General features: G+C 58.3%; 7 protein-coding genes. 2 read left to right on the forward strand and 5 right to left on the reverse strand.

The window, feature by feature from the left end; all coding sequences use genetic code 11:
• Window positions 1–82 precede the first annotated feature (82 nt).
• The 5 genes from DRW39_RS18610 to DRW39_RS18630 form a co-directional block, all read right to left on the reverse strand.
• Window positions 83–2029 carry a RagB/SusD family nutrient uptake outer membrane protein gene (locus DRW39_RS18610; RefSeq protein ID WP_116108593.1) on the reverse strand — a complete coding sequence of 649 codons (1947 nt, stop codon included), beginning with the start codon at window positions 2027–2029 and terminating at the stop codon, window positions 83–85.
• An 11-nt stretch (window positions 2030–2040) separates the two neighbouring features.
• Window positions 2041–5130 (reverse strand): SusC/RagA family TonB-linked outer membrane protein, encoded by a 3090-nt coding sequence (locus tag DRW39_RS18615; protein WP_116108594.1) that lies wholly within the window; start codon window positions 5128–5130, stop codon window positions 2041–2043.
• 543 nt (window positions 5131–5673) lie between these two features.
• Entirely contained in the window at window positions 5674–6897 is a 1224-nt protein-coding gene (locus tag DRW39_RS18620; protein WP_116108595.1) for a metal-dependent hydrolase, read from the reverse strand.
• A 7-nt stretch (window positions 6898–6904) separates the two neighbouring features.
• Window positions 6905–8392 carry a hypothetical protein gene (locus DRW39_RS18625; protein ID WP_157976215.1) on the reverse strand — a complete coding sequence of 496 codons (1488 nt, stop codon included), beginning with the start codon at window positions 8390–8392 and terminating at the stop codon, window positions 6905–6907.
• Between the two features lie 147 nt (window positions 8393–8539).
• A complete protein-coding gene (locus DRW39_RS18630) occupies window positions 8540–9673 on the reverse strand; it encodes a hypothetical protein (RefSeq protein ID WP_116108597.1) in 1134 nt (377 codons plus the stop codon).
• A 243-nt stretch (window positions 9674–9916) separates the two neighbouring features.
• On the opposite strand from DRW39_RS18630, the gene proS reads away from it, so the two are divergent.
• On the forward strand, window positions 9917–11386 hold the full coding sequence (gene proS, locus DRW39_RS18635) for a proline--tRNA ligase (protein ID WP_116108598.1): 1470 nt from the start codon (window positions 9917–9919) through the stop codon (window positions 11384–11386).
• 84 nt (window positions 11387–11470) lie between these two features.
• The gene (locus DRW39_RS18640) at window positions 11471–11995 is read left to right on the forward strand and encodes a class IV adenylate cyclase (RefSeq protein WP_116108599.1); all 525 of its coding nucleotides are present in this window, start codon (window positions 11471–11473) and stop codon (window positions 11993–11995) included.
• Window positions 11996–12000 lie beyond the last annotated feature (5 nt).

Here is a 12000-nt window from a genome sequence, read left to right on the forward strand (position 1 = left end):
TTGGCCTTCGTCAAAATATTGAATCAGCCCTGTCTGACGACAGAGCTGATTCAGAGGTAAGAAGTATGGGGTTACGGCAAGATTAGTCGTATCCCGGGTTCTGGTAAGCATCCTTCATGCCCTCATCGAACTCCATACCGTCGAGCTGTCCCTGCGGAATGGGACGGAGGTACAGGTAGGGTTCGATGTCGCGCTCGAAGGTCTCGGCGGTGTGGTCGCCATAATTACGTCCGGCGATCGAGTACTCTCCGGCCAGTTCTTCCCAGGTCTGGGTCCGTACCAGGTCGTACCAGCGAATGCCTTCGGCGTAGTACTCGCGCGAGCGTTCCATCAGCAGGAATTCAATATCGGGATCCTCGGGGGTAGCCTCGGTGAGCTGCTCGCTGAAGTCGGCAACGTAGACCGAATCCGCGCCGTTGTCGTAGCGCCACATGCCCGCGCGAGCGCGGATGACGTTCAGCAGCTCGCGAGCGCTGTAGCCGGACTGCGTCGTAGCACCCTTGATGGCTGCTTCCGCAGCGACGAAGTATAGCTCCGAGAACTTGGCGATATTGAACGGACGGGTGCTGCCGGCGTTGGGCTGGCCGAGTCCGTCACCGTTGTCGGTGCGGTAGGTACCTAACTTCCAGAGTCCGGGGTAGACTACCCGACTGATGCCGAGGGGGTCGATGACGAAGTCCGAGCGGCCGGGCAGCGTACCGGCACCGATACCGTTGAGGCCCGCGCCTTCGGGGTAGTCGATGTCGGCGTTCGGCTCATCCAAAAAGGTGAGGATGGCGTCACCGGGGCTTACGGGCAGCCCGTTGGCATTGTAAAGTACGTCCTCGGGTACGCCGCCCTTCGGCCAGTTACCGCGGTAGACCGTGGTAAAGGTTCCGTCGTAGCGGCTGTCCTGATCCTTATTTTCGAAGGTCTCGGTCACTACGTCGACGGTGGGTGCCATACGCGTCCAGGGGCGGCCCAGGGGCTGCGCGGCTTCGCGTTGTACGGAAGAAACGGTATTGGTAAAGTCGGGATCCAGTCCGCTACGAATAACCGTGTAGTTCCAGGTCAGCATCCAGACGGCAAAGTTGTCCGGCGCGCCGCCGCTGCCGTAGGTGAGACTGCCGCCGTTGTAGAATTCGCTTTCCTCGGTGTGGTCGGCATACAGCATGATTTCACTATTGCGGTCGTTGGGCGCGTAGTGAACGTCGTAGAAGGTCGGCTGCAGCGAGAAAATCCCGGGGTTCTCGATACCCGAGATGGCCATATTGTAGGCCTCCTGGAAGTACCATTCGGCGTCGTGACCGTCGGGGTCGGTACGGCTGGTTTCGGGGTAGGTCGGGATATTGTTCGGGTTCTGCAGCCACCATCCGTAGGTCAGGTAGGCCTTGGCCAGCATCAGACGAGCGAGGGGTTTAGTGACCGCGCCGGTTACGCGGGGTGCGTCCGGCAGGTCCTCTACCGCCCGTAGCAGGTCGGGGAAAACAGCTAGCGTGTACACTTCGGGCACGGTATTCCGGGTGGAGACGCGCACGGGGTTCGTGTTGAAGGTCAGGGGACCGGAACCCAGGTCGAGCGGAACGCCGCCGTAGGTTTGCACCAGGTTGAAGTAATCGAAGGCGCGGAAAAAGCGTGCTTCCGCGATCAGCGCGTCCGAGATACCCACTTCCTGGGCATTCTCGATGATGCCGCTGGCGGTGTTGATGTTGCCGAAGGCCGTTCCCCACAGAATAGCCGCGGGGTACCAGGTGGAGTTCAGCTCCCCCTGTCCGGTCAGGTCGGCGACCAGGAAGTTCCCGTCCGCGCTCTGCGCGTAGGTGGCTTCGTCGGTACCCGTGATCAGGCCGTTATAGTAATAAGCCTGACCGTACAGGCTACGCAGGTTAGCGTAAAGGGCGGTAAGGCCACCCTGTACGCCCCTTTCGGTCTGGAAAAATCCGGGTTCGTAGAAGTCCCGTGGTTGTTCCTCCAGCACGTCCTGACAGCCGGCCGCGAAGACGACCACCGCCAGGGAGGCGAGGATGTTTTTTAGTGATTGGCGTTTCATGATTCGACAGTTTAGAAAGTTACGTTAAGGCCCAGGAGGAAGACGCGGGTGGCGGGGTTGTTCGCACCGATCGTCAGCAGGCGGCGATTGTAGCTCGCTACCGCCTGGAATTCGTCGCCCCGCGCGTTGGTTTCAGGGTCCATCCCCGTCATATCGTTGTAGGGCGAAAACAGTACGAAGGGATTCTGTACGGAGGTGTAAATGCGGAACTGGCTGAAGGCATCGGAAGTAAAGACACTTCGCTTCAGGTCGTATCCGAGCGTGATGGTCCGGAACTTAAGGTAGCCGCCGTCGAAGTAGCTGAGGGTCGATCCGTACTCGGGATTGTCGCCGCTGCGGACACCATTCGGTGCCGGATAGCGGGCACCCGTGTTCTCCGGGGTGTAGTAATCTACGTCAACGTTCGTTTGCCGTCCGGAGAGCAGGTTGAGGTATCCACCCGAACCGTAGAGCGTGCTGATCACCGTACCACCGCTCGTGAATACCCCTACGGCGGTGAGATCGATACCGCGGAATGTGAAGCGGGTGTTGAAACCGCCCTGAAAATCAGGACTTATGTCCAGGATTTGCCGATCATCGGGTCCGATGGCGCGGACGGGCTCGCCGTTCTCACCGTACTCACCGGTGTACTCCACCTTGATCTGACCGACGTTGCCACCCGGCTCGAGGATGTCCAGGTAGGGGTCACCTTCCTGCCAGAGGCCGATGCGCTTGTAGTCGTAAATCACGTTGATCGGGTAGCCAACGAACCAGGAATTGCCTTCATCCCGCTCCTGGCCGGAGGCCAGTGAGGTCAGCGTATTGACGTTCCGGTAGACGTTGAAGCCGGCTTCCCAGCTCAGTCCCTCCGGATTGTCGATGATCAGGCCGTTCAGGCTGAATTCAAAGCCCTCGTTCTTCGTGGTACCAATGTTAGCGGTATAGCTACCTACCCCGGCGGTGCTGGGCAGGTTGATTCCCAGCAGGATGTCTTCCGTATTCGTGACATAGTATTCCAAGGTACCGGAGAGGCGGTTACTCAACACGCTGAAGTCGGCACCCACGTTCGTGGTCACGGAGTATTCCCAGCCCAGGTCGGCGTTGGGTAGCGTATTGACGTAGTAGCCGGTCGAGAACTCCGATCCGAAGTTATAGGGGCGGGTGTCCAGGCTACCCAGCGTAGAGTACGGGCTGATGGCCTGGTTGGAGGTTTGTCCCCAGCCGACGCGCAGCTTCAGGCGGTTCAGCCAGCCGAGCTCCTGCATGAAGGCTTCCTGCCCGATGTTCCAGCCCGCGGAAAGAGCGGGGTAAGTGTGCCATTTATTTCCTTCGGCGAGGCGACTGGAACCGTCGGTCCGCAGGGTAGCGGAGAAGAGGTAGCGGTTATTGTAGTCGTACATGATACGTCCCATGTAGGAGACCAAGCCGGTAACGTAGTAGTCCTGGTTGTTGGGGTTCACGGTGATCTCACCGGCCGCCTGGCCCAGGTTGAAGTACTGGAAGGCTTCGTTGGGAATGTCGCGGGCACCGAGAGAGGAACTATTGAAGCGGTCCTCCTGAACGGAGAAGAGACCGAGAACGCTCACGTTGTGCACCTCACCGAAGGTCCGGTTGTAGTTCAGCAGGTTTTCCAGCACGTAGCTGGTCAGTAGGGAGTTTCCGATGCCGGCGCCGGAGGGCGTGGTCGGGTTGGTGGCGAATACCCCTTCACCGGTAAAGTTACCGTTGGTGTTATTGCGGACGTTAAGGCCCAGGTTCAGGCGGTAGCTCAGTCCGTCGATACCGGGAATGGTCAGCTCTCCGAACAGCGTGTTGTAGGAACCGATACCCTTGTTTTCGTTGATACGACGCTCACCGAGCCGGTCGATTACGTCGCGCGTGACCACGAAGGGCTCGTCGAGGGCGGTCCGGATGGTGCGGCGCGGGGCGCCGGTGGAATCGTAGGGGCTGGCGAGGGGAGACAGGAACAGGACGTTACCCGGGCTCAGGTCGTTGCCGTAGGAGTGGGTGTAGGTATTGTTGGTCGTGAAACCCACGCGCAGGACCGAACCGATCCGTTGGTCCAGCGAGCCGCGGAGGGAGTACCGGCGGAAGCCCTGTTCGGGAATGATCGCCTGGTCGGTGTTGTAGCCGGCGCTAAAGCTGTAGGAACCGTTTTCGGTACCGCCGGCCAGTCCGAGGCTGTGGTTCATGAACAGACCGTCCCGGTAGAAGAGATCTTGCCAGTCGGTATTGGTGCCGCGGACCTCGTCCTGGCCATCCGCCTGGTAGATACCGGCGTCATCCCGCAGTTGGGCGAAGTCATCGCCGTTCATCAGCGGGATTTTGGAGAAGAGGGTGTTCACCCCGGCAAAGGCGTTGTAGCTCAGGCGGGGACGCTGGCCCTCGAAGCCCGTGCGAGTGGTGATGAGCACCACCCCGTTAGCACCCCGCGAACCGTAGATGGCGGTAGCGGAGGCATCCTTCAGTACGTCGACGCTCTTGATGTCGTTCGGGTTGATGTCCGTCAGCGAGCCGGCAAAGGGGATACCGTCGAGTACGATAAGCGGATCGTTACTCGCCGTAAGCGAACGGGTACCGCGAATGCGGATCTGCGCGGAGGCTCCCGGACGCGAAGAAGTGGAAGAGATATCCACACCGGGCAGGCGACCCTGGAGGGATTGGGTGACGTTAGTGGCCGATACGTTGGTGAGTTCCTCGCCCTGGATGGAGGCAACCGAACCGGTGACCGCCTCCCGGCGCTGCGTACCGTAGCCGACTACGACGACCTCGGAGAGAAGCTCGCCGTCGCTGCCGAGCTCGACGTCAATAACGGAGCGCGTACCTACCGTTTCCGACATGGTGCCGAAGCCCACGTAGGAAAAGAGGAGAACGGCATCGTCGCCGGGGACCTCGATGGAGTAGCTGCCATCAATGTCGGTGGCCGTACCGATGTCGGTACCCTCTACCAGTACGGTTGCTCCGATCAGTTCCATACCACTTTCGTCGGTGACCTGTCCGGTGACGGTTCGCTGAGCCGATAACGTTAGGGAAAACAGAAATAGCGAGGCGGCCACCAACAACCGTTGGTAACCGTGTAAACACCACGTCGCGTGGTTAACTGCTGTATTTTTTCGTTTCATGTTTTTTGCAAAATTGACTTGTTGATTAATAGGTCCTCCGGCTGGTAGGCAGGGGAGATTCTCGGAGATCGCTTTTCTCCAGCAGGGAATGAGTTTAGATGACGAATTGCATCATTCAGAAAATGGTATTGGATCGCTACCGACGGTACCGACTTGGAAGAATCGCTCCGAACAATCGAAGCCCCGTCCGCCGAATGACAGAATACAGAATCGGGAAAATCCAGCGGGAATAAAACTCCCAGGTATTTACCCCCTAAACCGTAGGGCAGATGTGTTTGCAAGGATATCGACTTAAGCTTAATACAGTATCGACCCACATTCGCCGCGAAATGGTCGTAACCAATCGCAATCGATTGTGTCAGGGATCATAGTTACGAACTATTCTGTAAAGTTTGCACAAAAACCGCAATAATTGTCAATATGACTACTATTACGTTCTTATACCGGCCTTTCGTCGAGCTGGTCCGGACTTTTCCAATCGTGAAGGTGGACAACTGACGTTTTGGCCGTCTTCGGAATTTTCCTATTCCCGACTTCCTCGGTTTATTCCTTCCCCTGCATTCTAACCCAAAGATCCTCCAGGGCGGTGGACATATCCGGTCGAGCCGTAGGCTCGTCCATCACCTGTACCGGCCGTCGTGTCGTATCAATGGTCCAGTGAAAGGTGTATGAATCAGGATCGTTTGGATCGCGCCCGAGTAGCCCGTAGCGCAGGTCGCACAGCACGACCCGGCCTTCCCCGCCCGGCAATATGGTGTAGTATCCGTCCGTAAACCAGGTCAGAATTCCGAGTTCCCGGTCTTGGGTATAAGGCAACACCTTCTCCTGATTACCGGCAACGGCCAGTAGTGGGTCGAGCCTCCGTTGCCGGTCCAGCAGGCTGTACTGCCCCAGGTAGAAAGTATCCGCCGCCTGAATGGTCGCCGACCAGAGCAAGTTGTTACCTAACGTAGGGCTATGCACGCTCCGTTGCGGGCGAATACCACGCTGGAGAAGCGAATCATCCACTACCCTACCGACATTGACGGCATTGGCCACGGTCAGTAGTAAATAGATGGTTGAAACTATGAGGCCCGCCCGGTTCAATCGCTTTCTCCCTTGCCCGCCTCGCCCCTTTCTCGTGGCCAAAACAAGTAGCAACAGAAAGGGAAGCGTGTAAAATGGGTCGACCACGGAGATTGTATTCCAGGCGATGCGTACCCGGCTCAAAGGCTCTAGAAATTGTGTTCCGTAAGCGGTGAAGCAATCCAGCAGCGGGTGGGTGACGATGCAGAGAAAGAACAGCATCGTCCAACCGCTATATGCCGCATTCGGACCGGAGGAAAGCGTACCCCGCCACTTATGCAGGCCTGCTACGAGAGCGGTAAGCAGAGCGAACACACCGGTGATTACCGCAGCGATTGTCGGTACGTTGAAAACGGCTACGGGCATCAGGTAACTGCCACCAAGCAGAAGCAGCCATAGCAACACCGCAGCCAGTAGGAAGAATACGGGCCCCGGCAATTTAGGCCCGAAGCGCCCTCCGTAGATCCGATGTACGACCAATCCCAGGATCGGAGCGGCCAGCAGGGCGAAGGGCAGACTGTGCGTGAATGCCCGGTGGTACGCCAGCGCACTCATCGGATCGGTGACCAAGCCGGAGAGCACGTCCAGATCGGGCAGCGTGCCGGCCAGTCCGCCCCAGACCATGGCGCGGTTACCGACCTTGCGTCCGAGCACGGCTTCGCCCACGGCGGAACCGAGGACGACCTGGGTGAGTGAATCCATGAGTAGTTTAGAAACCGGAAGAGAAGCCGCGGAAACCGACGGTCAGTAAGACGCTTACCCGGCTACGGTCGTACTCTACCGTCTGCCCGGGCACCGTGAAGGTCTGGTACGGAAATTCGACCCCGGAATACTGCTCGACCTGAGCGGCCATATCGGCAAAGAATTTACCCCGGCTGTATCCAAGGCCCGCACTATAGCTAAAGATCCCGGAATCCTCGCCATCGATATAATCGGCGTAAGGAACCTGCCGGTAACCGATACCCGCCCGCACCTGAAAGGGTTTGAGGTTCAACTCGCCACCGCCCCGCAGACCAAAGCTACTGCCTAATAGGGCGTCAATGTCCTCGTTGGTAGCTTCGGTGACGGGGTCGCTGCCCGCAAAATCATCGAAGCTGACGGTATTGCCGGCGTAGTCGGAGTAGTCGGCATCCAGGCTGATGAACCCCCGCTCTCCGATCAACGCACCGACGCCGGCCATAAATCGCCAGGGGGTGCGCAGGTTGTAGGTATAGGTCGCCAGGTCACTGGTAGCGGATCCACCGGAAGCCGTGTTCCCCTCTATGAAATTATACGTAAGGCGGGTAGAGAAGGTCTCCTCCACCGTCCAGAAGGTTGGAGTATGAATGGCGAGGGAAACGCGCGTTTTTTCCGTGGGTAGCACGATGACACCGGCTTTCAGGTTGAAGCCGGTTCCCCGGTTACCGAGGTTTCGGTCGAAGGAGAGGTCTTCAAACCGAGTGACCTGATCTTCGTCGTCTATCTCGTCGTAATCAAAGACTTCGTCGTAGGAGAGGAAAGGGATTCCGATCGACAGCCCCCACAATACCTTCTCCTTAAAATTACCACCGAATCCGAGTCCTACCTCGTACATACTGCCCCGCCGGTCGTATAGCCCTTGGCGGCGGATGGTCTTTCCGATGTTCTCGTCAAAATCAAACTCCGAGAATATGCCCTTGTCGTCCTCGAATAGGGGATCGATTTGAAACAAGAGGTCAGACCCAAAGGGGTCACTTATCCGGTCGTTAGCATCCTCCACGTACCGGTCGATAAGGCTTCCCGTGGTGCGTCCGTCGAAAGGGAGCTGCTGATTGAAGTCGGCTATCCTCGTGAGGCTGATACCGAAGTTCAGGGTCGACATATTGACGGATCGCGTATTGCCCGCCAGCAACAGGCCAACGCTAGGCAGGGTAAAGGTGGCGGCGGCATCGTTCACCCGGCCGCCCTCGGTATCGTCGACCAGCAGCGCGTCCGACCCCGTAAAATTGAAGCCGGGGGTGATTTCCGCCAGGTTGTAGCGGTTCCAGCCGATACCGGCCGGGTTGGTATGCAGCGTGGTTATATCCACCCCCATCGGGGTGAGGCTCCCCCCCGTACCGGCGAAGCGAGCGGTACCCTGCGGACTGATGAAGGAATAGCGGAGCGCGTCCTGATAGCCCTGCCCATAAGACAGGTTTGCTGTGAGGAGGAAGAAGAGGACGCCGAGAGGGAATTTCATGTCGGGATGCTTGGGCATACAGATAATTCGGGCGGGCCGCTAAGGTTTGACCGGTACGCCTTAATTAATGGTTCCTTAAGGGCAAACACGAAAAAAGGGATGAGAACATCGGTTCTCATCCCTTTTCGCATTTTGAGTTGACAATTCTTATTTGCCACCTCGCCCGCCACGACTACCGCTGCTGCGGCTGGGACTGGCGGACCGGGAGCTACCGCTACTGCGGCTGGGCGAAGCGCTACGCGAAGACCCGGAACTACGGGAAGGCATGGCACTACGCGTTGGCGTACGGCTGGGCGTATAGCTACGGTTAGGTGCGGTGCTGCGGCTCGGCGTGTAGGTACGGGTGCTGTTGCTGCGGCTAGGCGTGGCACGCTGTGGCGTGGTCGAACGGCTCGGCGTGTAGGTACGACGCTGCGGTACGTTCGAACGGGTAGGAGCGGCACCACGGGTAGTGGTCGTGCTACGGGGCTGGACGGTGGTCCGGCGACGATCGATCGTACGGGCATCGGGAGTGGAGCGGGGCGTCCGGCTAACGGCACGGCTGTCGCGAACGGTGCGCGTCGTAGCAGCACGCTCGGAAGATCCGGCGGAGCGCGACGTGACGTTGCGAGTCTGGCGAGCGCGTTCTACACGGTCGGCGATGGACGTGGTGCTGGCACGCGGCACATTCGATACCGGGCGGCTGTTTACGCTGTTCGGTACGGCGTAGGTGTTTCCACCACCCCATGCGGGAGGACAGTAGTAACCTGCACCACCTGCTCCGAATCCACCGTATCCACCTCCCCAGGCATTGGCGCCGTAGAATCCACGGTTGAAGCCGCGATTAAATCCACCGGCGTAAGCACTACCGTAGTAGGGGTCGTTCCAGCTGCTATAGAAGGGGCTACCGAATCCGCGATTGAATCCGCCGAAGCGGGTATCAACGTAACGCAGACCGTAAGGGGTCGCTACCGGCTGTACCCAGGGGTTACCGAAGCGGTTGAAATCGTTATAGATCAGGACCGTACTCGCACCGGGACGGTAGAAGGGGTCGTAGTACGCCATATCGACGTAGACCGGGTCAAAGTACCCGAAACCACGGTAAGGCCGGTTAAAGCGGCGAATACGGCTGCTGTAATAGTAATCATAGGTATCATTGTCATAATTATTGGATACGCGGCGGCGCTCTGGCTGACCGGTGATGCGGTCACCCTCTACCGGCTGGTCGTAATAACCGCCCGTAGTCTCGGCGCTGCGAAACTCATCCGGATCGTAGTACATGTCGTCATACTGAGCGCTCATGCTAGTGGAAGCTAGCATCATCGCGCAAAGCGAGCCGACAGCGAAGAGTAATTTTTGCTTAAGCATGATGTTGGTGTTTATGTAATCCGTGAGTCTGCCACTTATCACAAGGTCGAAAGTAGTAAGTTTGTGCCCCTCATTTGGTTAAGGTAGGCTTAAACCCGGTTCTTAAACCGTTAAAAGGCGTCCTTTTGACCAAATTACCTAAGAATATAACACATTACCCCCCCTCATAGTTGACTGATGGCCAAAGCAATAACCCCACGCGAAGAGAACTATTCAGAATGGTACCTCGACATCGTAAAGAAGGCTAATCTGGCCTCCAACAGCGCCGTCCGGGGGTGCATGGTCATCAAGCCCTACGGCTTCGGAATATGGGAACGGATGCAGCGGCAGCTCGACGACATGTTCAAGGAAACGGGGCACGTCAACGCCTATTTCCCCCTCTTTATCCCCAAATCCTTCCTCAGCAAGGAGGCCGACCACGTGGAGGGTTTTGCCAAGGAATGCGCCGTCGTGACGCACTACCGACTCAAAAACGCGGAAGACGGAAGCGGGGTGATCGTCGACCCGGAAGCGAAGCTGGAAGAAGAACTGATCGTTCGCCCGACCTCGGAAACCATTATCTGGAGTACCTACCGCGACTGGATCACCAGCTACCGCGATCTGCCGCTGCTCATCAACCAGTGGGCCAACGTCGTACGCTGGGAACTGCGCACACGCCTCTTCCTGCGCACCGCCGAATTCCTGTGGCAGGAAGGCCACACCGCCCACGCCACCGCCGAGGAGGCGCTGGAAGAAGCCATCAAGATGCAGGGGGTCTACGCCGACTTTGCCGAACAGTACATGGCCATGCCGGTACTGCGGGGCGTGAAGACCGCCAACGAACGCTTCGCCGGAGCATTGGACACCTATACCATCGAGGCACTAATGCAGGACGGAAAAGCCCTGCAGGCGGGCACCAGTCACAACCTCGGCCAGAATTTCGCGAAGGCCTTCGACGTGAAGTTCAGCAACGCCGACAACCAGGAAGAGTACGTCTGGGCCAGCAGCTGGGGCGTCTCCACCCGTCTGGTGGGCGGCCTCATCATGACCCACAGCGATGACGAGGGTCTGGTGCTCCCCCCCAAACTCGCCCCCATCCAGGTGGTCATAGTCCCCATCCCGAAGCCCAACGACGAACTGAACGCCAAGGCAAAGGAACTGATGGAAGAATTCAAAGCCCGCGGCATCCGCGTGAGCTACGACGACGATGAAAAGCAGCGCCCCGGCTTCAAATTCGCGGAAAACGAACTGAAGGGCATCCCCGTCCGCCTCGGCCTCGGAAAGCGCGACCTCGACAAGGGGACCATCGAGGTGGCCCGCCGCGACGAGAAAAGCAAGGAAAGCAAGCCGCTAGAGGGCATCGTGGACTACGTAGCCAACCTGCTCGACGAGATCCAGCAAAACCTCTTCGACCGCGCCGTGAAGTTCCGGGAAGCGCATTCGACCCACGTCGACACCTTCGAGGAATTCCAGGAAGTGATCGACCGCGACATCCCCGGCTTCATCTACGCCCACTGGGACGGTACCACCGAGACCGAACTGAAGATCAAGGAACTTACCAAAGCCACCATCCGCTGCATCCCCCAGGACCAGCCGGAAGAGGCCGGCAAATGCGTGCTCACCGGCAAGCCGAGTAAGGGGCGAGTAGTCTTCGCGAAGGCCTACTAAATCAAACCACCAAGACAGGTTCGCAGGGCGACGGAGCGCAGGTAGAAAGCTTTCAGCGCGGAGGCGGACATCTATCTTCATCCCATGCAAAAGCACCTGGTAGAACTCAAGGCCCGAACCGGGGACCACGACCGCATTCGCGCCCTTCTCACCGATGCCGGGGCCGACTTTCGTGGTACCGATCACCAGATCGATCGCTACTTCCGGGTGCCAGACGGGCGCCTAAAGCTGCGCATCGGTAACATCGAACGCAGCCTGATCTTCTATCGGCGGCCTGATCAGGCCGGGCCGAAAGACAGCGCGGTATCCCTCACGAAACTGGAAACGGAGAAAGCAGCCATCAGCCTGGCCACCACGCTGGAACAAGCCCTCGGTGTCTGGGTGACCGTCGACAAGCAGCGGGAAATCTACTTCGTCGACAATGTCAAATTCCACCTGGACACGGTGGCCGGACTGGGAACCTTCGTTGAAATTGAAGCCATAGGGGAATCTAAAGCGGACCGGGAAAGGCTGCTCCGTCAGGTAGATCATTTCCGCACCCTCTTTCGGATCGAGGATAATGATATGGTCTCCGTGAGTTACAGCGACTTGCTAAATGAGCCATCCTGAGCTGA

This window comes from Lewinella sp. IMCC34191, from assembly GCF_003390935.1.
In the GTDB taxonomy this organism is placed as follows: Bacteria; Bacteroidota; Bacteroidia; order Chitinophagales; family Saprospiraceae; genus Neolewinella.

What these genes read in the sequence shown, in the direction of transcription:
- DRW39_RS18610 (WP_116108593.1), bottom strand. Translation starts at nt 2,029, where the DNA reads ATGAAACGCCAATCACTAAAAAACATCCTCGCCTCCCTGGCGGTGGTC.
- DRW39_RS18615 (WP_116108594.1), bottom strand. Translation starts at nt 5,130, where the DNA reads ATGAAACGAAAAAATACAGCAGTTAACCACGCGACGTGGTGTTTACAC.
- DRW39_RS18620 (WP_116108595.1), bottom strand. Translation starts at nt 6,897, where the DNA reads ATGGATTCACTCACCCAGGTCGTCCTCGGTTCCGCCGTGGGCGAAGCC.
- DRW39_RS18625 (WP_157976215.1), bottom strand. Translation starts at nt 8,392, where the DNA reads ATGAAATTCCCTCTCGGCGTCCTCTTCTTCCTCCTCACAGCAAACCTG.
- DRW39_RS18630 (WP_116108597.1), bottom strand. Translation starts at nt 9,673, where the DNA reads ATGAGCGCTCAGTATGACGACATGTACTACGATCCGGATGAGTTTCGC.
- proS (WP_116108598.1), top strand. Translation starts at nt 9,917, where the DNA reads ATGGCCAAAGCAATAACCCCACGCGAAGAGAACTATTCAGAATGGTAC.
- DRW39_RS18640 (WP_116108599.1), top strand. Translation starts at nt 11,471, where the DNA reads ATGCAAAAGCACCTGGTAGAACTCAAGGCCCGAACCGGGGACCACGAC.